Raw genomic sequence first — 23,303 nt, 5'->3', positions numbered from 1 at the left:
GCGGCCGGGGGGCACCCCGTGTCCGCCGCTCCACGGGGGCGGAGGCGGGCGGCCGGTCAGACGAAGACGGCCAGGCTCTTGGCCTTGCCGCGTTCCTCCTCGACGAGCGCGAGGAAGCGCCCCTCGGGGTCGAAGACGGCGACGGGTCCGCCGCCGGCGTACTCCTCGGGCATCTCCAGGCGCACGCCGTTGCCGAGCAGCCGGGCGCGCCGGGCGTCGATGTCCCAGCGCCGGAAGGCGGCGGTGGCCGCTTCGGCGACCGGCATCACGGTCAGCTCCTGCTGGAGCTGGTCGAGCGTCCGGGCGCCGTCCAGCTTGTACGGCCCGACGCGGGTGCGCCGCAGCGCGGTGAGGTGGCCGCCGACCCCGAGGTCGGCGCCCAGGTCGCGGGCGAGGGCGCGGATGTAGGTGCCCGAGGAGCAGACCACCGAGACCACCAGGTCGAGCACCGGGGTGCCGTCCTCGGCGACGGCCTCCCGGACGTCGTACACCGTGAAGGAGGAGACGGTCACCGGCCGGGCGGGGATCTCGAACTCCTCGCCGTCGCGGGCCCGCTTGTAGGACCGCACGCCGTTGATCTTGATGGCGCTGACCTTCGACGGCACCTGCATGATGTCGCCGGTCAGCTTGGCGACGGCGGTGTCGACGGCCTCCCGGGTGACGTGGGAGGCGTCCGCGCAGGAGGTGATCTCCCCCTCGGCGTCGTCGGTGACCGTGTTCTGGCCGAGCCGGACCGTACCCAGGTACTCCTTCTCGGTCAGCGCGAGGTGGCCGAGGAGCTTGGTGGCCCGCTCCACCCCGAGGACGAGGACCCCGGTCGCCATGGGGTCGAGGGTGCCGGCGTGGCCGACGCGGCGGGTCCTGGCGATGCCGCGCATCTTGGCCACGACGTCGTGCGACGTGAAGCCCGACGGCTTGTCGACGATGACAAGGCCGTCGGGCGGGGTGGGCTTGCTGGTCATTCGGTGCTGTCGTCCGTCTCGTCGGTCGCGTCCTCGGACCCGGGCTTGCGGTACGGGTCCGCCTCACCGGCGTAGGCGGCGCCCGCGGAGGCCTCGCGCACCTTCTCGTCGGACTGGCGGGCCCGGTCGAGGAGGCTCTCGATGGTCCGGGCGTTGTCCGGGAGGGCGTCGGCGACGAAGGCCAGGGTCGGGGTGAACTTCACCCCGGCGGCGCGGCCGACCTCGGAGCGCAGGATGCCCTTGGCGCTCTCCAGTCCGGCCGCTGCGGCCTTGCGCTCCTCGTCGTCCCCGTAGACCGTGTAGAAGACCGTCGCCTCCCGCAGGTCGCCCGTGACCCTGGTGTCCGTGATGGTGACGTGCGAGCCGAGCCGCGGGTCCTTGATCCCGCGCTGGAGCTTCTGGGCCACCACCTCTCGGATGAGGTCCGCCAGCCTTTTCGCCCGCGCGTTGTCGGCCACTGGTCCGTCTCCCGTTCCTCTTGGTGCTTCTTGGTGCTTCTTGCTGCTGCGTTCTGCGGTGTGGTGCGGTGGGGGCGGTCGAGACCGCCGCCCGCCGGTCCGGACCGGACCGGACCGGACCGATCTTCTAGTCGTCGTCCTCGCCGTGGTAGCGCCGTCTGGCGGACAGCAGCTCCACTTCGGGGTGCCCGGCGACCAGCCGCTCGCACCGGTCGAGTACGTCGGTCAGGTGCGCCGCGTCCCCCGAGACCACGGCGAGGCCGATGACGGCCCGCCGGTGGAGGTTCAGGTGGTCCACCTCGGCCGCGCTCACCGCGAACTTCCGCTGGAGCTCGGCGACGATCGGGCGGACGACGGAGCGCTTCTCCTTCAGCGAGTGGACGTCGCCGAGGAGGAGGTCGAAGGACAGAGTCCCCACGTACATGTGTGTCCGGGTTGCCCGCCGGTACGGGATCGATGGTCCTGCCTTCGATACGGGCAGGGACATCAAGAACGGTACCGCGATCCGGCCGGTGGCTCGACGGGGTTTCCCGTCCGCCCCCGCGCCGGGGCCGCGGCCCGGGGCCGCACGGAGCAGGGGCGCACCCCCATGACGGCGGTGCGCCCCTGGCGCGCCGCACCGGCCGACGGGAACCAGGTCCCGTCGGCCGGTGCGGTGATGCCGTGGGGTGTTACACCCGCGGCTTCTCGCGCATCTCGTACGTCGCGATGACGTCGTCGATCTTGATGTCGTTGAAGTTTCCGAGGTTGATACCGCCCTCGAAGCCTTCGCGGATCTCGGTGACGTCGTCCTTGAAGCGGCGCAGGCCCTCGATGTTGAGGTTCTCCGCGATGACCTTGCCGTCGCGCAGGAGCCGGGCCTTGGTGTTGCGCTTGACCTCGCCGGAGCGGATGAGGACACCCGCGATGTTGCCCAGCTTGGAGGAGCGGAAGACCTCGCGGATCTCCGCCGTGCCCAGCTGGACCTCTTCGTACTCCGGCTTGAGCATGCCCTTGAGGGCCGCCTCGATCTCCTCGATCGCCTGGTAGATGACCGAGTAGTACCGGACGTCCACGCCTTCGCGCTCGGCCATCTGCTGCGCACGGCCGACCGCGCGCACGTTGAAGCCGATCACGATGGCGTCGGAGCCCATCGCCAGGTCGATGTCGGACTCCGTGACCGCACCGACGCCGCGGTGCAGGACGCGGATGTCGACCTCTTCGCCGACGTCCAGCTGGAGCAGGGAGGACTCCAGGGCCTCGACCGATCCGGACGCGTCGCCCTTGATGATCAGGTTCAGCTGCTGGACCTCGCCGGCCTTGAGCACCTTGTCCAGGTCCTCCAGGGACACGCGGCGCGTGCGCTTGGCGAACGCGGCGTTGCGCTCGCGGGCGGCGCGCTTCTCCGCGATCTGGCGGGCCGTACGGTCCTCCTCGACCACGATGAAGTTGTCGCCCGCACCCGGGACGTTGGTCAGGCCGAGGACCTGGACCGGCGTCGAGGGACCGGCCTCGGCGACGTTGTTGCCGTTGTCGTCGAGCATGGCGCGCACGCGGCCGTAGGCGTCGCCCACCACCATCGTGTCGCCGACCCGCAGGGTGCCTCGCTGGACGAGGACCGTCGCCACGGCACCGCGGCCGCGGTCGAGACGGGACTCGATCGAGATGCCCTGCGCGTCCTGGTCCGGGTTGGCCCGCAGGTCGAGCGAGGCGTCGGCGGTCAGGATGACCGCTTCCAGCAGGGAGTCGATGTGCAGACCCTGCTTGGCGGAGATGTCGACGAACATGGTGTCGCCGCCGTACTCCTCGGCCACCAGGCCGTACTCGGTCAGCTGACCGCGCACCTTGGTCGGGTCCGCGCCCTCGACGTCGATCTTGTTGACCGCGACGACGATCGGGACGTCGGCCGCCTTGGCGTGGTTGAGCGCCTCGACCGTCTGCGGCATGACGCCGTCGTTGGCCGCGACGACCAGGATCGCGATGTCGGTCGACTTCGCACCACGGGCACGCATGGCGGTGAACGCCTCGTGACCCGGGGTGTCGATGAAGGTGATCGCGCGGTCCTCGCCGTTGACCTCGGTCGCGACCTGGTAGGCACCGATGTGCTGGGTGATGCCGCCGGCCTCGCCCGCGATGACGTTCGTCTTGCGGATGGCGTCGAGCAGCCGGGTCTTGCCGTGGTCGACGTGACCCATGACGGTGACGACCGGCGGACGGACGACCAGGTCCTCCTCGGTGCCCTCGTCCTCGCCGAACTCCAGGTCGAAGGACTCGAGCAGCTCGCGGTCCTCCTCCTCGGGGCTGACGATCTGAACGGTGTAGTTCATCTCGCCGGCGAGGAGCTGCAGCGTCTCGTCCGAGACGGACTGCGTGGCCGTGACCATCTCGCCCAGGTTCATCATGACCGCGACGAGCGACGCCGGGTTGGCGTTGATCTTCTCGGCGAAGTCGGTGAGCGACGCACCGCGCGACAGGCGAATGGACTCGCCGTTGCCGCGAGGCAGCATCACGCCGCCGACCGACGGGGCCTGCATGGCCTCGTACTCCTGGCGCCGCTGCCGCTTCGACTTGCGGCCACGACGCGCCGGACCGCCGGGACGGCCGAAGGCACCCTGTGTGCCACCGCGGCCACCGGGACCGCCGGGACGGCCGCCGAAGCCGGGACGGCCACCGCCGCCGCCGCCGAAGCCGCCGCCACCACCGGGGCCACCGCCACCGGGACGACCGGCGAAGCCGCCGCCGCCACCGGGACGACCGCCGCCGCCACCGCCGGGACGGCCGGCGAAGCCGCCGCCACCGGGACGGCCGGCGCCGCCGGGACGACCCGCACCGCCCGGACCGCGGCCGCCGGGGCCACCGCCGGGACGCGGGCCGGCAGCGGGACGCTGCGGCATCATGCCGGGGTTGGGACGCGGGCCGCCGGGACGGGGACCGCCGGGACCGCCCTGCGGACGCGGCATCGCGCCCGGGGTCGGACGCGGACCGCCCGGGGACTGCGGACGCGGACCGCCGCCCTGGGCGCCGGGCGCCTGCGGACGGGGGCCGCCGCCGGGAGCACCGGGGCCGCCGGGACGCTGGCCCTGTGGCCGGGGCGCCTGCGGGCGCGCCATGCCGGTGGAGCCACCGGAGGTGAAGGGGTTGTTGCCCGGACGCGGACCGGCCGGACGGGCACCGGGGCGTGCGCCCTGGCCGCCGGGGCGCGGGGCGCCCTGGCCGGGACGGGCCTGGCCCTGCCCGGCACCGCCGGGACGGCCGCCACCGGGCTTGGGAGCACCGGGACGCGCGCCACCGGGGCGCGGGCCCTGCGCGGCGGCCGGGGACGGCGCCGGAGCCGACGGCGGAGCGGTGAACTCCGGAGCGGCGGGCGCGGCCGGGGCCGGACGCGGGGCGGGCTTGGGACCCGGCACCGGACGCGGGCCGGGGGCCGGCGCGGGGGCCGAGGGGGCCGCGGGCGTCTGCGCCGCGGCGGGCTTGGGCGCGGCCGGCGGCCTGGGGGCGGCCGGGCGCTCTCCCGCGGGCCTGGCGCCCTGGGAGGTGCCCCCTGCCGGCGCCGGCGAGGGCGCCGCGGGCCTGGGGGCGGCCTTCTTCGGGGCACCCGGCTTGGCGGACCTGCCGCCGCCGCTGCCCTGCTGGAAGGCGTCGGTCAGTTTGCGTACTACGGGCGCCTCGATCGTCGAGGATGCCGATCGGACGAATTCACCGAGTTCCTGGAGCTTGGCCATGACGACCTTGCTCTCCACACCGAACTCCTTGGCGAGTTCGTATACCCGGACCTTAGCCACTTCGCTCCTTTGAGGTCCGGGTTGCGGCCGGACCGTCGCTAGTTCATGGGCGTACTCATCGCGTACTCATCGAGTGCTCATCGCAATCTCGACCTGCTTTCGACTCGCGAGGTACCAGGCCGCACGGCGGGTTCCGTGCGACTCGTCTTCCTACCGTGTTGCCTGCTCGGCAACTGTTGTCCGCTCGACGTGGTGGCGCAACGCCTTTGTGTCGAGCGCTCCCGGGGCACGCAACGCCCGCGTGAACGCCCGGCGGCGTACCGCCTGGTCGAGACAGACCGGGGCGGGGTGTACGTACGCACCCCGGCCGGGCAGCGTACCGCGAGGATCGGGGACGCACTCGTCCTCGATCGCCACGATGCGCAGCAGATCCGTCTTGGCCGCTCGCTCCCGGCACCCCACACAGGTGCGTTCAGGGCATACTCGGGCCTGCGTCCGGCCAGACACCGCTAAGTCTACCTCCCCGCACGCACCTCACCCCTCGGGGGGAGGATTCGAACGGTTGTTGTCGTGATCCCAGCGCTGTGCGGCCTGGATCTATTCCCCGGCGGTCTGTTCCCCGGCCTGCTCGGTGTCCGGGCGGATGTCGATGCGCCAGCCGGTGAGGCGGGCGGCCAGCCGGGCGTTCTGCCCCTCCTTGCCGATCGCCAGGGACAGCTGGTAGTCCGGCACGGTCACCCGGGCGGAGCGGGCCGCCAGGTCGACGACCTCCACCTTGGAGACCCGGGCCGGGGAGAGCGCGTTCGCCACCATCTCGGCCGGGTCGTCCGACCAGTCGACGATGTCGATCTTCTCGCCGTTCAGCTCGCCCATCACATTGCGCACCCGGCCGCCCATGGGGCCGATGCAGGCGCCCTTGGCGTTCAGACCCGAACGGGTGGACCGCACCGCGATCTTCGTACGGTGGCCGGCCTCGCGGGCGATCGCCGAGATCTCGACCGAGCCGTCCGCGATCTCGGGCACCTCCAGGGCGAAGAGCTTCTTCACCAGATTGGGATGCGTGCGCGAGAGGGTGACGGACGGACCGCGCACGCCCTTGGCCACCCGGACGACGTACGAGCGCAGCCGCATGCCGTGCGGGTACGTCTCGCCGGGCACCTGCTCCTGCACCGGCAGGATGGCCTCCAGCTTGCCGATGTCCACGAGCACGTTCTTCGGGTCGCGGCCCTGCTGGACGACGCCGGTGACGATGTCGCCCTCGCGGCCGGCGTACTCGCCGAGCGTCGCGTCGTCCTCGGCGTCGCGCAGCCGCTGGAGGATGACCTGCTTCGCGGTGGTGGCGGCGATCCGGCCGAAGCCGGACGGGGTGTCGTCGAACTCGCGCGCCCGCTGGCCCTCTTCGAGGTCCTCCGGGTCCTCCTTCGCCCACACGGTCACATGCCCGGTCTCCCGGTTGAGCTCCACGCGCGCGTGGCGGCGGCTTCCCTCGGTGCGGTGGTAGGCGATGAGGAGGGCCGACTCGATCGCCTCGACCAGCAGGTCGAAGGAGATCTCCTTCTCCCGCACCAAGCCCCGCAGGGCGCTCATGTCGATGTCCACGGCTACGCCTCCTCCTCTTCCTTCATGTCCTTCTCGGTCCTGCTGTCCGTGCTGCCCGCGCTGCCCGCGCTGTCGCTGCCGCCGGTGCTGTCCTTGCGGTTGAACTCGACCTGCACGCGGGCCCTGGCCACGTCGGCCAGGGCGACCCGGCGGGCCGTGGGCCTGCGGCCCTTGACTCCGGGCACTTCGAGGTCGAGTCCTTCGTCGTCGACGGCGACGATCCGGGCCACCAGCTCACCGCCCTCGGCCAGCTGGAACTTCACCAGCCGGCCCGTGGCGCGCACATAGTGCCGGGGCTGGGTGAGGAGGCGCTCCGCGCCCGGGGTGCCGACCTCGAGGGTGTACTCCCCCTCGCCCATCGCGTCGCTCTCGTCGAGCTTCGCCGAGAGCGCGCGGCTCACATCGGCGATCGCGTCCAGGTCGGCACCGGTCTCGGAGTCGACGACGACGCGCAGCACCCGCTTGCGTCCCACGGAGTCCACGGCGATCTCTTCGAGATCCAGCCCCTGGGAGGTGACGAGCGGTTCCAGCAGCTCCCGCAGCCTCTCGCTCTGGGTGGTGCTCATCCGGGTGACTCCTCGGCCGCGTGTGCTGTTGTGGGACGGTTCGCGTGTCTGGTCAAAGGGTATCCGGTCCCAAGGGGTGTTGCCGTCCACCTGGGCGAGGGTGGTGGCGCTGAGCCGCGCCCGGGACGCGCGCGGGTACGGTGATCACGGGCAGGGCCGGTCCGCGGCCTGGCCGCCTGTCCGCCCTTTCCCGCCTTTCCCGCTTCGTACGTACGCACCCGAGGACGTCTGCCGTGCCGTTCCCCTCACCCTCGCAGGCCCCCTCGGGCCCGCGCAGAAGGAGCCTGCTCGCCTCGGCGGCGGGGGCCGCCCTGCTCGCGGGCTGCTCCGCCGGAGGCGACTCCTCCGGTGACAGCGGCGGCGGTCCGTCGCTCGCCGACCGGGTGCGCGCGGGCGCGGCCCGGGACAGCGAGGACCTGGCGCGGCGCTACGACGCCGTGCTCGCCGCGCATCCGGCGCTGGCCGGGCGGCTGGCGCCGCTGCGGGCCGAAGTGGCGCGCCACGCCGCCGCGTTCGGCGGCGCGGGAGCGTCCGCGGCGGCGCCAGCCCCCTCCTCGACGGCGACGGCAGGATCCGGCGACGGCGCGACCCGGCCCGCGTCACCGGCCGCGACGGACGCGGTCCGGGCAGCGGTGGGCGGGGGCGGCGCGGCGGGTACGGCGGGGCCTTCCGGTTCCGCGGGTGCGCCCGCCTCCGGTGGTGCGGCGGCGTCCGGCGGTGCGGCGGCCTCCGCTTCGGCGGGGGTCCCGGCCCGTCCCGGGGACGCGCTCGCCTCGCTCGCCGCGGCGGAGCGCTCGCTCGCCGACCGCCGGACGGACGCGCTGCTCCGGGTGCCCGGCGAGCTGGCGCGGCTGCTGGCCTCGGTGGCGGCGGCCGGGGCGGCGCACGCGTACCTGCTGACCGAGGGGGGCCAGTGAGCAAGGCGACCGAGCAGGAACTGCGGGCGCTCCAGGCGGCGCTGGCCGCGGAGCACGCCGCCGTGTACGGGTACGGCGTGGTGGGCGGCCGGGTCGGCAAGGACCGGCGGGCGGCGGCGCGGGCGGCGTACGACGCCCATCGGGCGCGCCGGGACTCGCTGGTGCGCGAGGTCCGCGACCTGGGCGGGCAGCCGGTGGCCGCGGCGGCCGCCTACGCGCTGCCGTTCCCGGTGCCCGACGCGGCCACCGCGCTGCGCTTCGCGGCCGAGCTGGAGGACCGGGTGGCCGGGGTCTACGCCGATGCCGTGCGGGCCGCCACCGGGCAGCGGCGGCGGGAGGCGGCGGGTGCGCTGCGCGAGGCGGCGGTCCGGGCGGTGGGCTGGCGCGGGGGGAGCGTAGCCTTCCCTGGTCTCGCCGAACGCGCCGGTGCCGACGGTACGTCGGCGACACCGCCTCCGGCAGCGACGCCGTAGCGCGGCGAGCGGCGGACGGCCGCGTCCGCCCGGGGTACGCGGTGCACGAGGTGCACGAGGTGCGTGAGCGGGGCGACCCCGTCCGGCCCCGGCACCCGGGCGTCCAGGTCTCCAGGAAGGGAACACTCGCGCATGGCTTTCGAACCGCCTCGGCGTCTGGTCCGGGCGCTCGGTGAGACGTCGCCGGACGGTGACGACTGGCTGGAGCGGCTGCCCGTACTGGCCGAGCGGGCCGCCGCTCTACGCGGGTCGACCGTCGAGCGGGTGCAGGTGCCCGGCGGCCGCAGCAGCCTGGTCGTGCTGGTGCGGCTGGCGGACGGGACGCCCGCCGTGCTGAAACTGGCTCCGCCCCGGGCCCGGCCCGGCGCCGAGCGGGCCGCGCTCGCGCACTGGGACGGCCGGGGCGCGGTGCGGCTGCTGGAACCGGCGGAGTCGGCCGGGGCGGACGAGGAGGCCGGTGTGCTGCTGCTGGAGCGGCTGCACCCGGATGTGTCGGTGCGGTCGCTGCCGGAGGCGCGGGCGCTGCTGGAGGCGGCGGGCACGCTGCGGCGGCTGTGGGTGGAGCCGCCGCCGGGGCACCCCTTCGAGACGGTCGCCGAGCGGACCGGGCGGCAGGCGGACGCGATGCGGGCGAGCGCGGAGCGCGACCCGGACGTGGCGCCGCTGGTCGAGAGCGCGCTCACGGCCCGTACGGAGCTGCTGGCCGCGCCGCCCGGACCGCGGCTGCTGCACGGCACGTTCCGGCAGAGCAAGGTGCTCGCCGGGGACCGGGTGCCGTGGCTGGCCGTGGGGCCCGACCCGGTGGTCGGCGAGCCCGCCTTCGACCTCGCGCGCCTCGTCCGCGACCGGGTGGAGGACCTGATCGCCTCCCCGTCCGGGCCGGCCATCACCCGGCGCCGGATCAAACGCCTGGCGGAGTCCCTGGAGGTGGACCGCGAGCGGCTCACCGGCTGGACCTTGTTCCGCGCCGTGGAGTCCGGCGTCCGGGCCCGCCGCGTCGGCCGCCCCCGGGACGCCGAACTCCTGCTGGAATTCGCCGGCTGGCTCTGACCCCCGGGCACCGCGCCCGTCCTCGGTCACGGGACGAGGGCCCGGCGCCGCCGATTCCGGCCCGGTGGAGCCGGGAGCGGTACGAGCCCCGGCCCGAGTGCCGGGGGCCGGTTCGCGCGGGCGGCGCGACACACGCGCCCGGCAGCCCCTCCGGCCCGCCGGGACGGGAGACGATGCCCGGCGAGGGTGCGGCAGCGGCCGGCTGCGCGGGAAGGGCGGGCGATGGACGGCGGACGGGACGACGGCCGGGGACAGGACGGGTCCGGCGGCGCGGAGACGGCGGGGCAGCCGAACCTTGTCGCGCCCTCGGACGTTCCGGCGCTGTCCGCGCGGTTCTGGGTTCTGGTGGTGGCCACGGGTGTGCTCGCGGGCTTCGCGGGCGCCGTGCTGATGGTGGTGCTGCATGCGGCGGCCCACCTCACGTACTCCTACCGTTCGGGGAGTTTCCTGACCGCGGTCGAGGAGGCCGGCGCGCTGCGTCGTGTGGTGGCGCCGGCCGCCGCGGGGGCGGTGGCCGGGATCGGCTGGTGGCTCCTGCGGTGGTGGACGGGCCCCGGCGGCTCGGAGGTGAGTACGGCGCTGTGGCGGGACGAGGGGCGGCTGCCGCTGCGGCGGAGTCTGGGCACCGCGGTCCTGTCCGTGGTGACCGTCGGCATGGGTGCCTCGCTGGGGCGCGAGGGGGCGCCGCGGCTGGCCGGTGCGGCGCTGGCCTCCCGGCTGTCCGACTGGGCCCGTCTGGACGTCGCGCACCGCCGGCTGCTCGCCGCCTGCGGCGCCGGGGCCGGCATGGCGTGTGTGTACGACGTCCCGCTGGGCGGGGCGCTGCTGACGCTGGAGGTGATGCTCGGTGTCCTGTCGCTGCGCCTGGCCCTGCCCGCCCTGGCCACCTGCGGTATCGCCACCGCGGTCTCCTGGACGGTCCTGCCCGCCGGGCCCACCTACCGGCTGCCCGAGGTGAGGCTGTCCACGTCCCTGACCGTGTTCGCCGTGCTGATCGGGCCGCTCGCCGGACTGGTCGCGGTCGGCTGGGTGCGGATGATCCGGATCGCGCACGAACACCGGCCCGCCGGGTGGGGACCGCTCATCGCGCCGCTGCTGGTCTTCACCGTGGTCGGGGTGCTGGCCGTGCCCTATCCCGAACTGCTCGGCAACGGCAAGGACATCGTCCAGCTCACGCTCTCGGCGCAGGTCGCCGCGCCCCTTCTCGTGGCCCTGCTCCTCCTCAAACCGCTCGCCACGGCCGGGAGCCTGGGCAGTGGCGCCAGCGGCGGACTGTTCACCCCCACCATCGCCACCGGTGCCCTGCTCGGCTCCCTGGCGGGGCAGGGCTGGGCACACGCATGGCCCGCCCCGGCGGCCGGTTTCGCCCTCATCGGCGCCGCCGCTGTCCTCGCCGCCGCCATGCAGGCTCCGGTCGCCGCCGTCGTCCTGATGCTGGAACTCACCCGCACCGTCGACGCCCTGATGGTCCCCCTGCTCTTCGCCGTCACCGGCGCGATGCTCGTCTCCCGCCGGCTCGACACCCCGTCCATCTACTCCGTACGCCTGCCCGCCCAATGACAGCCCGATGGCAGCCCGATGACACCCGCCGCACACCGCTTCGGGCGCGGCCGCCGCCACCACGTCCACGGCCCGCGCCCCGGGGACGGGGCAGGGGCCGTGCGCGGGTCAGGCGGTGAGGCGGGCGAGGGCCTCGTCGACGGTCAGTTCCTCGCGTTCGCCGGTGCGGCGGTCCTTCAGCTCTACGACGCCCTCGGCGGAGCGGCGGCCGGCGACGAGGATCTTGGGGACACCGATCAGTTCCGCGTCGGTGAACTTGACGCCCGGGGAGACCCCGGCGCGGTCGTCCACGAGGACGCGCAGTCCGGCGGCGGCCAGCTTGGCGGAGACGTCCAGGGCCAGGTCGATCTGGAGAGCCTTGCCCGCGGCGACCACGTGCACATCGGCCGGGGCCACCTCGGCGGGCCAGACCAGGCCGTGCTCGTCGGCGTGCTGCTCGGCGAGGGCGGCGACGGCGCGGGAGACGCCGATGCCGTAGGAGCCCATGGTGACGCGGACCGGCTTGCCGTTCTGGCCGAGGACGTCGAGCTTGAGGGCGTCGGTGTACTTGCGGCCGAGCTGGAAGATGTGGCCGATCTCGATGGCGCGGTCCAGCTTCAGGCCGGTGCCGCACCGGGGGCAGGGGTCGCCCTCCTGCACGACGACCACGTCGACGTAGGCGTCGACCTCGAAGTCACGGCCCGCGACGACGTTCTTCGCGTGCGTGTGCTCCTTGTTGGCGCCGGTGATCCAGGCGGTGCCGGGGGCCACGCGCGGGTCGGCGATGTAGGTGGTCTTCTCGCCCAGGCCCTGCGGGCCGACATAGCCGCGCACCAGGTCGGGACGGCCGGTGAAGTCCTCGGCGGTGACCAGTTCGACGGCGGCCGGGGCGAAGTGCGCCTCGACCTTGCCGAGGTCGACCTCGCGGTCCCCGGGCACGCCGACGGCGACGATCTCGCCGTCCACCTTGACCAGCAGGTTCTTCAGGGTGGCGGAGGCGGGGACGCCGAGGGAGGCGGCCAGCGTCTCGATGGTGGGGGTGTCCGGGGTGGGGATCTCCTCCAGCGCGGGCACACCGGAGCCGTCCACCGGCTTCAGCTCGTACGTGATCGCCTCGGTGTTGGCGGCGAAGTCGCAGTTCGGGCAGTCGGCGAAGGTGTCCTCGCCGGCCTCGGCCGGGGCGAGGAACTCCTCGGACCGGGAGCCGCCCATGGCGCCCGCGGTGGCCGCGCAGATGCGGTAGTCCAGGCCGAGGCGCTCGAAGATGCGCTGGTAGGCCTGGCGGTGCAGGGCGTAGGACTCGGCGAGGCCCTCGTCGGCCGTGTCGAAGGAGTAGGAGTCCTTCATCAGGAACTCGCGCCCGCGCAGGATGCCCGCGCGCGGCCGGGCCTCGTCGCGGTACTTGCTCTGGATCTGGTAGAGGATGACCGGCAGGTCCTTGTAGGAGGACGCCTGGTCCTTCACCAGCAGGGTGAAGATCTCCTCGTGGGTGGGGCCGAGCAGATAGTCGCCGCCCCGGCGGTCCTGGAGGCGGAACAGCTCGGCGCCGTACTCGTCCCAGCGGCCGGTCGCCTCGTACGGCTCCCTCGGCAGCAGCGCGGGCAGCAGCACCTCCTGGGCGCCGATGGCGTCCATCTCCTCACGGACGATCCGCTCGACGTTCGCGAGGACCTTCTTGCCCAGCGGCAGCCAGCTCCAGACGCCCGCGGCGGTGCGGCGGACGTAGCCGGCGCGGACCAGCAGCTTGTGGCTGAGGACCTCGGCGTCGGCCGGGTCGTCGCGCAGCGTCTTGGCCATCAACTGGGACATGCGCTGGACCGGTGCGTTCGCCATCGTTCTCGTACTCCTGCCGGATATCGGTGATGGCTAGGAGGTTAGCCGGGCGGACGGCGGCGGTGGAAATCGGTCAGCGGCCCTGGGGGGTGCGGCGGCGCAGCGGAAGCGGGGCGCCCATCACGGCGTACGGCCGCGGCGCGCTGGGGAAGAGGACCTGGCGGGCCAGGTCGGTGTAGCCGAGGGAGTGGTAGAGGCCGCGGGCCGGGCTGTCGGTGTCGATGGCGGAGAGGATGGAGCGGGGCTCGGCGGCGGTGTCGGTGACGGCGGTGATCAGGGCGCGGCCGACGCCCCGGTTCTGGTGGGCCGGGTGGACGTGCAGTTCGGTGATGACGAAGGAGCCGTCCAGCCAGTCCTCGTGCCCGCGGGCGCGCAGATACGGTTCGACGACGGTGGACCACCAGTGGGTGCGGTCGTTGGGCATGCCGTAGACGAATCCGGCGAGCCGGCCGTCCGCGGTGGTGGCGCCCAGTGCGCGGGCCCCCGGGCAGGTCATGTGGCGCAGCACGATCTGGCGGCGTACGGCGACCTCCTCGGCGCCGAGTCCGAAGGCGACGGCCTGGACGGCGAGCGCCTCGTCGACACGGGCCGCCAGATCGAGGGGGCCGATCACGATGTCATCTCGGCGGCCGGGGCCGGGGCCGTGACCGGGAATGTGCGCCATGCCGGGGAGACTACCCGGCCGCCGTCCGCCGCCGGAGCCGCGCGGGCGGCTGGGCGGACGGACGGACGGCCGGGCGGACGGACGGGCTCAGAAGAGCACGCTGGTGAACGCGCCGACCTCCTGGAAGCCGACGCGCCGGTAGGTGCGCCGGGCCGGGGCGTTGAAGTCGTTGACGTAGAGGCTCACCACGGGGGCGACGTCCGCCAGCGCGTAGCGCAGCACCGCGGCCATGCCGGGGGCGGCCAGGCCCCGGCCGCGGTACTCGGGGGCGACCCAGACGCCCTGGATCTGGCAGGCCCGGTCGGTGGCGGCGCCGATCTCGGCCTTGAACATGACCTTGCCGTGCTCGTCGAGGCGGGCGAAGGAGCGGCCCGAGCCGACGAGTTCGGCGACCCTGGCCTGGTAGAGGAGTCCGCCGTCGCCGGCCAGCGGGGAGACGCCGACCTCCTCGGTGAACATCGCCACGCAGGCCGGCATGATCGTCTCCATCTCGTCCTTGCGGACGCGGCGGACGTAGGGGTCGGCGGCGATGTCGTCCGGCATCCGGTCGGTGATCATGAGGGGCTGGCGGGCGCGGACCTCGCGGGCCGGGCCCCAGCTCGGTTCGAGGAGCCGCCACAGCTCGGTGGTGGGCTCGCTGGGGCCGACGATGGAGGAGCAGCGGCGGCCGGCCCGCCGGGCGCGGTCGGCGAAGGCGCGCACGGCGCGCGGGGTGGCGCAGATCGGGACCAGGTTGGCGCCCGCGTAACACAGGGACGTGAGCATGCCGTCCTCGTACCAGCCCCACATCTCGCCGCCGAGCCGCCACGGGTCGAGGCCCGCGATCCGCACCCGGGAGGTCACGAAGGCGTTCGCGACCGGCTCGCGGTCGAGGACGGCGAGCGCCGCGTCCAGGTCGCTCGGTTCGAGCACCCGTGAGGTGGTCTGGGTCAACACGTACGGGGCCTCACGCTGGGGTTCCGCTGATCTCCGCACTGTACCTGCCGAATCCTGGCGGCGCCGCCCTCCCGGAAGGGCCGGGCACCGGGCTGTCCGATGTGTGGCAGTGTGGGCGGTTATGGGTACCCCTCATGTCGAGCCGGGTTCGGAAAGCGGTGATCACGGTGGCACCACCTCGGACGGCGGTCCGGAGCGGCGAGGGCGAGGGGCTGAGGCCATGAACACGGCGGACGTCGCCCTGGAGGACTTCGCGCGCGCGGTCCTGCACGACCTGGGCACCGGCGTCTTCACCATCGACGCCGCGGGGTGCATCACGTCGGTCAACCCGTGGGCGGAGCGGCTGCTGGGCCGCTCGGAGGCGGAACTGCTCGGCCGGGACGCGCACGACGTGCTGCACCGCCGCGCCGACGGCACCGAGATGCCGCGCGGCGAGTGCCGGATGCAGACGCCGCTGGAGGGCGCCCGGCCCGTCGAGGAGGGCTGCGAGGAGTACTTCCTGCGGGCCGACGGCTCGGTCCTGCCGATCATCTGGACCACCACGTCACTGCTGGTGGCGGGCCGCCCCGCGGGTCTTGTGGTGTGCTTCGACGACTTCGGCGCGCACCGGGCGGCCGAGGAGCGGATGGCCGCGCACGCCGCCGCGCTGGAGGCGCTGACCGCCCGGCTGAACCTGCTGGCGGACGTCTCCTCGGTGCTGATGTCCGCTCTGGAGGCGTCCGGGCGGATGCGCCGGCTGCTGCAACTGCTGGTGCCGGAACTGGGCGACTGGGCGGAGGTGGCGCTGTGCTCGGAGCGGTCCGGGCTGCTGGAGCGGGTCGCCGTGCGGTGCCCGGCGCATCCGCGGCGGGCGCGGCGGCTGGAGGGCGCGCTGCCGCCGCTGCCGGTGGACGCGCGGGCGGCGGTGGAGCGGGTGATGAGCGCCGACGAGCCGGTGCTGCTGACCGCCGCCGAACTGCGGGACCCGGGCTCCCCGCTGGCCGCGCTCGCCGTGACGCACGGAAGGCTCTTCGAGCGGCTGGGCGGCCACACGGCCGTCGTGATGCCGCTGTCCGCGCGCCGCAACCACTACGGGATGCTGACGGTGGGCCGCTCCGGTGACTCGCCCGCGCCCACCGCGGCGGAGGTGCGGCTGCTCGCCGACATCGCCCGCCGGCTGGGTCTGGTGCTGGACAACGCCCGGCTCTACCAGGAGCAGCGCAGCGTCTCGGAGACCATGCAGCGCCAGTTGCTCGCCCCGCTCCCCCAGGTGGACCACCTGCGGATGGCCGCGCGCTATCTGCCGGCGCAGAGCGCGATGGAGGTCGGCGGCGACTGGTACGACGCCTTCCTGCTCACCGACGGGGTGATGGCCCTGGTGATCGGGGACGTGGTCGGTCACGACCTCCAGGCCGCCGCGCACATGGCCGAGGTCCGCAACATGCTGCGCGCGCTGGCCTGGGACCATCAGAAGCCGCCCAGTCTGATCATGTGCCGGCTGGACGAGGCGGTCACCAACACCAGTGACGCGCCGATGGCCACGCTGATCTTCGCCCGGATAGAGGGGCCCGAGGGCGGGCCGTGGCGGCTGAACTGGGTCAACGCCGGGCATCCGCCGCCGCTGCTGATCACCCGGGACGGCGAGGCGCGGTTCCTGACGGCGGGGCACGGCCCGCTGATCGGGATGAGCGCCGTCCTGCACCTGGGGCTGAACTGGCCCGACGCGTACGAGGAACTGCCGCCCGAGTCCCTGCTCCTGCTCTACACCGACGGTCTGGTGGAGAGCCGGGACCGGCCGATCGATCTGGGGATGGCCAAGCTCCGCCATCACGCGCAGGTCCTGGCCCGGAGGATGGCCGGGGAGACGGTGGACGACTTCTGCGACGCGCTGCTGGACCGGATCAGGCCCAGCGGCGACGACGCCGCGCTGCTCGCGCTGCATCTGCCGCCGCGCGGTGCGGGAGCCCCGGGCGACCGGGACCCGGCGCCTCCCCCGCAGTCGCCGTACAGCAGTCCGGCGGCGCCGAACCGGGCCGCGCCCGGGTCCCTCCAGGAGGACTCACCGGTGGCGGACCCGACGAGCTGGCTGCGCGAGGAGTGAGCCACTGCGCGGAGTGAGCCACTGCGGGATGTGAGGCCCTACGAGGTGTGCGGCGCCGCGGGGCGCGAGGCCCCGCGCGGTGGGGGATCCGGCGGGGCGTGCGGCCCGGCGGCGTGCCGGGCCGGGTGTCGTCGGCGGCGGGTCAGCCCGCGACGGAGATCTCGGGTTCGCCGGAGGCCACGCCGTCGGCCTCCATCTGCTCGGCCAGCTTCATGGCCTCCTCGATCAGGGTCTCCACGATCTTCGACTCGGGCACCGTCTTGATGACCTCGCCCTTCACAAAGATCTGCCCCTTCCCATTGCCCGACGCCACACCCAGATCCGCCTCACGCGCCTCACCCGGACCATTGACGACACAGCCCATCACCGCGACCCGCAACGGCACCTCCATGCCCGTCAGACCCGCCGTGACCTCCTCCGCCAGCTTGTACACATCCACCTGCGCCCGCCCGCACGACGGACACGACACGATCTCCAGACCCCGCTGCTTCAGATTCAGCGACTCCAGGATCTGGATACCGACCTTGACCTCCTCGGCCGGCGGCGCCGACAGCGACACCCGGATCGTGTCCCCGATCCCCTGCGACAGCAGCGCACCGAACGCCACCGCCGACTTGACCGTCCCCTGGAACGCCGGACCCGCCTCCGTCACCCCCAGATGCAGCGGATAGTCGCACTGCTGCGCCAACTGCCGGTACGCCTCGATCATCACGACCGGATCGTTGTGCTTCACCGAGATCTTGATGTCCCGGAAACCATGCTCCTCGAACAGCGACGCCTCCCACAGCGCCGACTCCACCAGCGCCTCCGGCGTCGCCTTCCCGTACTTCTGCAGCAACCGCCGGTCCAAAGACCCCGCGTTCACCCCGATCCGGACCGGCGTGCCGTGGTCCTTCGCCGCCTTCGCGATCTCCCGCACCTGATCGTCGAACTTCTTGATGTTCCCCGGATTCACCCGCACCGCCGCACACCCCGCCTCGATCGCGGCGAACACATACTTCGGCTGGAAATGAATGTCCGCGATCACCGGGATCTGCGACTTCCGCGCGATCACCGCCAGCGCATCCGCGTCATCCTGCGTCGGACACGCCACCCGCACGATCTGGCACCCCGACGCCGTCAGCTCCGCGATCTGCTGCAACGTCGCACCGATGTCCGACGTACGCGTCGTCGTCATCGACTGCACCGACACCGGCGCGTCTCCGCCGACCGCCACGGACCCGACCTGGATCTGCCGGCTCCGGCGGCGCTCGGCGAGCTTGGTCGGAACGGACGGCATGCCGAGAGAAATCGCAGTCATCTGCTGTGCAACCCCAAGTCGTGGATCAAGGTCCGGCCCCGTTCAGCGGCGGGCTCCAGGCTTCGAGATTACGGCACCGCCCCGATCATCGGCACATCCCACCCGGCAAACCCACTCGATGGAAGGCGGCCGGACAGGGTGCCCGCCCGGCCGCCGCGAACAGCGGGTGCCTAGGTGATTTTGACGGGGTTAACGACGTCGGCGATCAGCACCAGGATCGTGAAGCAGATGAAGACGCTGGCCACCACGTAGGCGACCGGCATCAGCTTCGCCACGTCGAACGGGCCCGGGTCCGGGCGGCGCAGCACCCTGGCGAGGTTGCGGCGCAGCGACTCCCACAGGGCACCGGCGATATGGCCGCCGTCCAGCGGGAGCAGCGGGAGCATGTTGAAGAGGAACAGGGAGAGGTTGAAGCCGGCGACCAGCATCATGGCCATGGCCAGCTGCTGGGTGGGCGGGATGTCGAGGGTGAAGATGTCGCCGCCGACGCGGGCCGCGCCGACCACGCCCATCGGGGAGTCGGGCTGGCGGGGCGCGCCGTCGAAGGCCGCGTCCCACAGCGCGGGGATCTTGCCGGGCAGGCTCGCGATGGAGTCGACGGCCTCGCCGAGCCGGTCGCCCATCCAGGTCACGGACTCGCCGAAGTCCTGGCGGACGACGCCGGTGGCGGCGCTGAAGCCGAGGAAGCCCGCGGTGACGTACTTGCCCTGGACGATCTGGCCGTGGGAGTCCTTCTCGGCGACCTGGTTGCTGGCGATCTTCGCGTGCAGGGTGAGGTCCCGGCCGTCGCGGTGCACGACGATCGGCACGTCCTTGCCGGGCGTGGCGCGGATCAGGTCGGAGAGCCGGTCCCAGTCGTCGGTCTTCACGCCGTCGAAGGAGACGATCCGGTCACCGGCCTTCAGGCCCGCCGCCGCGGCCGGCGAGGGGGCGTCGGCCTTGGTGCAGGTGTCGCGGTTCTCGCTCTGCGCGATGACGCACTGCGAGACCGAGCTGACGGCGGTGGTCTGCTGCGAGATGCCGAAGCCCATCAGCACGACGAGGAACAGCGCGACCGCCAGGACGAGGTTCATGAAGGGGCCGGCGAACATGACGATGACCCGCTTCCACGGGGCGCGCGTGTAGAACATGCGCTTCTCGTCGCCGGGCTGAAGCTCCTCGAAGGCGGCCGAGCGGGCGTCCTCGATCATGCCGCGCCAGGGCGAGGTCGAGCGGGCGGTGACCCGGCCGTCGTCGCCCGGCGGGAACATGCCGATCATGCGGATGTAGCCGCCGAACGGGATGGCCTTGATGCCGTACTCCGTCTCGCCCTTCTTGCGCGAGAAGATCGTCGGTCCGAAGCCGACCATGTACTGCGGCACCCGGATGCCGAAGAGCTTGGCCGTGGACAGATGCCCCAGCTCGTGCCACGCGATGGAGACCAGCAGGCCGATCACGAAGACGACTATGCCGAGGATCATCATCAGGGACGTCATGCACGCGCCTCCGCGGTCGCCGATTGCGCTGTCAGTTCCCGGGCGCGGGAGCGGGCCCAGGTCTCCGCTTCGAGGACGTCCGGCACGGTCAGAGTAGTTCCCGTGGCGGGGGTGCCGTGTTCCTCGACCACCTGTGTCACGGTCTCCATGATCCCGTTGAACGGCAGCGCGCCGCGCAGGAACGCGTCGACGCACTCCTCGTTGGCCGCATTGAACACGGCCGGGGCGGTGCCCGCGAGCCGGCCGACGTGCCGGGCGAGGCCGACCGAGGGGAAGGCTTCGGTGTCGAGCGGGAAGAACTCCCAGGTGGAAGCCTTGCTCCAGTCGAAGGCGGGCGCCGCGTCGGGCACCCGTTCGGGCCAGCCGAGGCCGATGGCGATGGGCCCGCGCATGTCGGGGGGCGTCGCCTGGGCGAGCGTGGAGCCGTCGGTGAACTCGACCATCGAGTGGACGTACGACTGCGGGTGCACGACGACCTCGATGTGTTCGAAGGGGATGTCGTACAGCAGATGGGCCTCGATGACCTCCAGGCCCTTGTTGACGAGGGTGGCGGAGTTCACCGTGATCACCGGGCCCATCGCCCAGGTGGGGTGGGCGAGGGCGTCCTCGACGGTGACGTGGGCCAGGTCCTCCTTGGTGCGGCCGCGGAAGGGGCCGCCGGACGCGGTGACCACGAGCTTGCGCACCTCGGCCCTGGTGCCGGCCGCGAGGGCCTGGAAGAGGGCGGCGTGCTCGGAGTCCACCGGGATGATCTGCCCCGGCGCGGCGAGCGCCTTGACCAGCGGGCCGCCGACGATGAGCGACTCCTTGTTGGCGAGCGCGAGGGTGCGGCCCGCCTTCAGGGCGGCGAGGGTCGGGGCGAGGCCGATGGAGCCGGTGATGCCGTTGAGGACGGTGTGGCAGTCGGAGGCGGCGAGCTGGGTGGCCGCGTCGGGCCCGGCGAGGATCTCGGGAAGCGGTTCGCCACCGCCGTACTGCGCGGCCAGCGCCTCGCGCAGGGCCGGTACGACGTCCGCGCGGGCCACGGCCACGGTCCGCGCCCGCAGCCGGAACGCCTGCTCGGCGAGGAGACCGACCCGGCCGCCGTTGGCGGACAGGGCGGTGACCCGGAAGCGGTCCGGGTGGCGCAGCACGAGGTCGATGGCCTGGGTACCGATGGATCCGGTGGACCCGAGGACGACCACGTCCCTGGGTCCGTCGCCTGCGGGGTCGAAGACGAGATGCGGATCGGCGAGAGGGGCTGGACTGTCGCTCATCCCCCCATTGTGGCCGCAACGGCTCCGGCTCAGGACAGCGCGGTCCCGGACACGGCCGGGGGTGGCGGGGAGACGACCCCGGCGGGGTGGGACAGCTTGCGGTGGGCGGGCGGGGGGTGCGCCTCGGCGGGGCGGGGCGCGGCGGGGGCAGAGGGCGGGGTGGCGGGTCCGGTGGTTTCCCGGCGGAGTGGGGCGGAGTGGGGCGGGGCGGCGGAACAGATGGTCCTCCGCCGGGCGAGGCGTGGTCCCCCGCCGGGCGAGGCGCGGCGGGGGGTGCGCGGTCTCCCGGGGGACGCGGTGCCGGGGCGGCGGCCGGTGGTGCTAGCGGATCGGCCGGTGGACGTTCTCCCGTGTGCTCGGGCCGGGTTCCGGCTCCGCGATCCAGGGGCCGTCGTCCGAGGGGTCGACGATGCCCTGCTCCAGCCACTCGTAGACACCGCCGAGGACGCCCCTGACGACCGTGCGGTCGATGTCGTCGGTGTTGGTCCACAGCCGGTCGAAGAGTTCGCCGACGCGGACGCGGGACTGGCGGCAGAAGGCGTCGGCGAGCTGGTACGCCTCACGGCCGTGCTCGCCGCGGGTGCGCAGGAGTTCGGCGCGTACGCAGGCGGCGCTCATCGCGAACAGTTCGGCGCCGATGTCGACGACCCGGCCGAGGAAGCCCTGCCTGCTCTCCATCCGGCCCTGCCAGCGGGACATGGCGTAGAAGGTGGCGCGGGCGAGCTTGCGGGCGTGGCGTTCGACGTAGCGCAGATGGCCGGAGAGGTCGATGTGCCCGCGCGGATGGAACTCGGCGTACGAGCCCGGGAGTTGGCCGGGGCCCGCGACGAGCTTCGGCAGCCACCTGGCGTAGAAGACACCGGCGCGCCCGCCCGCGCGCGCCTTGTCCGGCAGGGATTTGGCGGGGTCGATGAGGTCGCCGGCGACCGCGAGGTGCGCGTCGACGGCCTCGCGTGCGATCAGCAGGTGCATGATCTCGGTGGAGCCCTCGAAGATGCGGTTGATGCGCAGGTCGCGCAGCATCTGCTCGGCGGGGACGGCGCGTTCGCCGCGGGCGGCGAGGGAGTCGGCCGTCTCGAAGCCGCGGCCGCCGCGGATCTGCACCAGTTCGTCGGCCATCCGCCAGGCCATCTCGGAGCCGTAGAGCTTGGCGAGGGCGGCCTCGATGCGGATGTCGTTGCGGTCCTCGTCGGCCATCTGGGAGGACAGTTCGAGGACGGCCTCCAGGGCGAAGGTGGTGGCGGCGATGAAGGAGATCTTGGAGCCGACCGCCTCGTGCAGCGCGACCGGCTTGCCCCACTGCTCGCGCACCCCCGACCACTCGCGGGCGATCTTCAGGCACCACTTGCCCGCGCCCACGCACATCGCGGGCAGGGAGAGCCGCCCGGTGTTGAGGGTGGTCAGGGCGATCTTCAGGCCCTGGCCCTCCTCGCCGATGCGGTGCGCGGCCGGGACGCGGACCCGGTGGAAGCGGGTGACGCCGTTCTCGATGCCGCGCAGGCCCATGAACGCGTTGCGGTGCTCGACCGTGACGCCCTCGGCGGCGGCCTCGACGACGAAGGCGGTGATGCCGCCCCGGTGGCCCTCGGACCTCGGCACCCGCGCCATGACGACGAGGAGGTCGGCGACGACCCCGTTGGTCGTCCACAGCTTCACGCCGTCCAGCACGTACGCGTCCCCGTCCGGCACGGCCGTGGTCGCCAGCCGGGCCGGGTCGGAGCCGACGTCCGGCTCGGTGAGCAGGAAGGCGGAGATGTCGGTGCGGGCGCAGCGCGGCAGGAAGGCGTCCTTCTGCTCCTGGGTGCCGAAGAGTTTCAGCGGCTGCGGTACGCCGATCGACTGATGCGCGGACAGCAGCGCGCCGAGCGCGGGGCTGGCGGAACCGGCCAGGGCGAGCGCCCGGTTGTAGTACACCTGGGTGAGGCCGAGGCCGCCGTACCTGGTGTCGATCTTCATGCCGAGGGCGCCCAGCTCCTTCAGCCCGGTGACGACCTCGTCGGGGATGCGCGCCTCGCGCTCGATGCGGGCGGAGTCGACCCGGGTCTCGCAGAACTCGCGGAGCCGGGCCAGGAACGCCTCGCCGCGCCGGACGTCGTCGTCGGCCGGGAGCGGGTGCGGGTGGACGAGGTCGAGCCGCAGGCGGCCGAGGAAGAGCTCCTTGGCGAAGCTGGGCTTGCGCCAGTGCTGCTCCCGGGCGGCCTCCGCCACCTGCCGGGCCTCGCGCTCGCTCACGGTGGGGCTGCTGGTCGCTGGTGCGGTCATGGGGCTCACCTCACCGCGAGGACGGACCTCGCGAACAGGGATCTCGGGGGCGTTCGCCACCGACCGGTACTCCTGGTTCGTATGTACCCGATGGCGGGCGGGGCCACCACCTCGTGCGGCTGTTCGCGGGGGTGGGCGGGCGGCGCGGCTGTTCGCGCGGGCGGGCGGGATGCCGGGCGTCCCGGTGCAGGACGGCGACGGCCGGAGCCCCCGCACAGTGGGCTCCGGCCGT

Annotated in this window: 19 protein-coding genes; 5 read left to right on the top strand and 14 right to left on the bottom strand. The window is 73.4% G+C overall.

The features are described from left to right. Window positions 1-56: 56 nt before the first annotated feature. From truB to rimP, 7 genes are all read right to left on the bottom strand, one after another. Window positions 57-962 (bottom strand): tRNA pseudouridine(55) synthase TruB, encoded by a 906-nt coding sequence (gene truB / locus A8713_RS23340; protein WP_064535547.1) that lies wholly within the window; start codon window positions 960-962, stop codon window positions 57-59. Further along, window positions 959-1,420 (bottom strand): 30S ribosome-binding factor RbfA, encoded by a 462-nt coding sequence (rbfA, locus tag A8713_RS23335; protein ID WP_064535546.1) that lies wholly within the window; start codon window positions 1,418-1,420, stop codon window positions 959-961. The genes truB and rbfA overlap by 4 nt, the downstream gene beginning before the upstream one ends. A 127-nt stretch (window positions 1,421-1,547) precedes the next feature. Beyond that, window positions 1,548-1,844, bottom strand: a complete 297-nt coding sequence (locus A8713_RS23330) for a DUF503 domain-containing protein (RefSeq protein ID WP_064535545.1) — start codon at window positions 1,842-1,844, stop codon at window positions 1,548-1,550. Window positions 1,845-2,091: 247 nt separating this feature from the next. Further along, window positions 2,092-5,181, bottom strand: a complete 3,090-nt coding sequence (gene infB, locus A8713_RS32565) for a translation initiation factor IF-2 (RefSeq protein WP_079159089.1) — start codon at window positions 5,179-5,181, stop codon at window positions 2,092-2,094. Window positions 5,182-5,331: 150 nt separating this feature from the next. After that, the gene (locus tag A8713_RS32560) at window positions 5,332-5,628 is read right to left on the bottom strand and encodes a YlxR family protein (RefSeq protein ID WP_079159088.1); all 297 of its coding nucleotides are present in this window, start codon (window positions 5,626-5,628) and stop codon (window positions 5,332-5,334) included. 90 nt (window positions 5,629-5,718) lie between these two features. Then, complete coding sequence (gene nusA, locus A8713_RS23315; protein ID WP_064535543.1) at window positions 5,719-6,720, bottom strand: transcription termination factor NusA; 1,002 nt, start codon at window positions 6,718-6,720, stop codon at window positions 5,719-5,721. 2 nt (window positions 6,721-6,722) lie between these two features. After that, the gene (gene rimP, locus A8713_RS23310) at window positions 6,723-7,286 is read right to left on the bottom strand and encodes a ribosome maturation factor RimP (protein WP_064535542.1); all 564 of its coding nucleotides are present in this window, start codon (window positions 7,284-7,286) and stop codon (window positions 6,723-6,725) included. A 233-nt stretch (window positions 7,287-7,519) separates the two neighbouring features. On the opposite strand from rimP, the gene A8713_RS23305 reads away from it, so the two are divergent. From A8713_RS23305 to A8713_RS23290, 4 genes are all read left to right on the top strand, one after another. Further along, window positions 7,520-8,203 carry a hypothetical protein gene (locus A8713_RS23305; RefSeq protein ID WP_064535541.1) on the top strand — a complete coding sequence of 228 codons (684 nt, stop codon included), beginning with the start codon at window positions 7,520-7,522 and terminating at the stop codon, window positions 8,201-8,203. Beyond that, complete coding sequence (locus A8713_RS23300) at window positions 8,200-8,676, top strand: DUF4439 domain-containing protein (RefSeq protein WP_064535540.1); 477 nt, start codon at window positions 8,200-8,202, stop codon at window positions 8,674-8,676. Before A8713_RS23305 ends, A8713_RS23300 begins: the two co-directional genes overlap by 4 nt. 132 nt (window positions 8,677-8,808) lie before the next feature. After that, window positions 8,809-9,726, top strand: coding sequence for an aminoglycoside phosphotransferase family protein (locus A8713_RS23295; protein ID WP_064535539.1), 918 nt, complete (start codon window positions 8,809-8,811; stop codon window positions 9,724-9,726). A 222-nt stretch (window positions 9,727-9,948) separates the two neighbouring features. Further along, window positions 9,949-11,286: a chloride channel protein gene (locus A8713_RS23290; protein ID WP_064535538.1), complete on the top strand. Its 1,338-nt coding sequence runs from the start codon at window positions 9,949-9,951 to the stop codon at window positions 11,284-11,286. A gap of 108 nt (window positions 11,287-11,394) precedes the next feature. Here the strand turns inward: A8713_RS23290 and A8713_RS23285 are convergent, their stop codons facing one another. The 3 genes from A8713_RS23285 to A8713_RS23275 form a co-directional block, all read right to left on the bottom strand. Then, a complete protein-coding gene (locus A8713_RS23285; protein WP_064535537.1) occupies window positions 11,395-13,098 on the bottom strand; it encodes a proline--tRNA ligase in 1,704 nt (567 codons plus the stop codon). 73 nt (window positions 13,099-13,171) lie between these two features. Beyond that, complete coding sequence (locus A8713_RS23280; protein ID WP_064535536.1) at window positions 13,172-13,762, bottom strand: GNAT family N-acetyltransferase; 591 nt, start codon at window positions 13,760-13,762, stop codon at window positions 13,172-13,174. Between the two features lie 87 nt (window positions 13,763-13,849). Next, complete coding sequence (locus tag A8713_RS23275) at window positions 13,850-14,698, bottom strand: GNAT family N-acetyltransferase (RefSeq protein WP_064535535.1); 849 nt, start codon at window positions 14,696-14,698, stop codon at window positions 13,850-13,852. A 220-nt stretch (window positions 14,699-14,918) separates the two neighbouring features. Here A8713_RS23275 and A8713_RS23270 point away from each other — a divergent pair, with 220 nt between their 5' ends. Next, entirely contained in the window at window positions 14,919-16,778 is a 1,860-nt protein-coding gene (locus A8713_RS23270) for a SpoIIE family protein phosphatase (protein ID WP_064535534.1), read from the top strand. 142 nt (window positions 16,779-16,920) lie between these two features. Here A8713_RS23270 and ispG read toward each other — a convergent pair whose 3' ends face one another. From ispG to A8713_RS23250, 4 genes are all read right to left on the bottom strand, one after another. Then, on the bottom strand, window positions 16,921-18,078 hold the full coding sequence (gene ispG / locus A8713_RS23265; protein ID WP_064535533.1) for a flavodoxin-dependent (E)-4-hydroxy-3-methylbut-2-enyl-diphosphate synthase: 1,158 nt from the start codon (window positions 18,076-18,078) through the stop codon (window positions 16,921-16,923). 170 nt (window positions 18,079-18,248) lie between these two features. After that, window positions 18,249-19,541 carry a M50 family metallopeptidase gene (locus tag A8713_RS23260; RefSeq protein ID WP_173860990.1) on the bottom strand — a complete coding sequence of 431 codons (1,293 nt, stop codon included), beginning with the start codon at window positions 19,539-19,541 and terminating at the stop codon, window positions 18,249-18,251. A gap of 8 nt (window positions 19,542-19,549) precedes the next feature. After that, window positions 19,550-20,809 carry a 1-deoxy-D-xylulose-5-phosphate reductoisomerase gene (gene dxr, locus A8713_RS23255; protein WP_064535531.1) on the bottom strand — a complete coding sequence of 420 codons (1,260 nt, stop codon included), beginning with the start codon at window positions 20,807-20,809 and terminating at the stop codon, window positions 19,550-19,552. A 321-nt stretch (window positions 20,810-21,130) separates the two neighbouring features. Next, window positions 21,131-23,071, bottom strand: a complete 1,941-nt coding sequence (locus A8713_RS23250) for an acyl-CoA dehydrogenase family protein (protein ID WP_064535530.1) — start codon at window positions 23,069-23,071, stop codon at window positions 21,131-21,133. Window positions 23,072-23,303 lie beyond the last annotated feature (232 nt).

The organism is Streptomyces sp. SAT1 (assembly GCF_001654495.1).
GTDB lineage: Bacteria > Actinomycetota > Actinomycetes > Streptomycetales > Streptomycetaceae > Streptomyces > Streptomyces andamanensis.
This window is presented reverse-complemented; position numbering and strand designations above follow the sequence as displayed.

Coding starts and splice junctions, on each gene's coding strand:
- truB (WP_064535547.1), bottom strand. CDS start 962: ATGACCAGCAAGCCCACCCCGCCCGACGGCCTTGTCATCGTCGACAAG.
- A8713_RS23330 (WP_064535545.1), bottom strand. CDS start 1,844: ATGTACGTGGGGACTCTGTCCTTCGACCTCCTCCTCGGCGACGTCCAC.
- rimP (WP_064535542.1), bottom strand. CDS start 7,286: ATGAGCACCACCCAGAGCGAGAGGCTGCGGGAGCTGCTGGAACCGCTC.
- A8713_RS23295 (WP_064535539.1), top strand. CDS start 8,809: ATGGCTTTCGAACCGCCTCGGCGTCTGGTCCGGGCGCTCGGTGAGACG.
- A8713_RS23290 (WP_064535538.1), top strand. CDS start 9,949: ATGGACGGCGGACGGGACGACGGCCGGGGACAGGACGGGTCCGGCGGC.
- A8713_RS23285 (WP_064535537.1), bottom strand. CDS start 13,098: ATGGCGAACGCACCGGTCCAGCGCATGTCCCAGTTGATGGCCAAGACG.
- A8713_RS23280 (WP_064535536.1), bottom strand. CDS start 13,762: ATGGCGCACATTCCCGGTCACGGCCCCGGCCCCGGCCGCCGAGATGAC.
- A8713_RS23270 (WP_064535534.1), top strand. CDS start 14,919: ATGAACACGGCGGACGTCGCCCTGGAGGACTTCGCGCGCGCGGTCCTG.
- ispG (WP_064535533.1), bottom strand. CDS start 18,078: ATGACTGCGATTTCTCTCGGCATGCCGTCCGTTCCGACCAAGCTCGCC.
- A8713_RS23260 (WP_173860990.1), bottom strand. CDS start 19,541: ATGATGATCCTCGGCATAGTCGTCTTCGTGATCGGCCTGCTGGTCTCC.
- dxr (WP_064535531.1), bottom strand. CDS start 20,809: ATGAGCGACAGTCCAGCCCCTCTCGCCGATCCGCATCTCGTCTTCGAC.
- A8713_RS23250 (WP_064535530.1), bottom strand. CDS start 23,071: ATGACCGCACCAGCGACCAGCAGCCCCACCGTGAGCGAGCGCGAGGCC.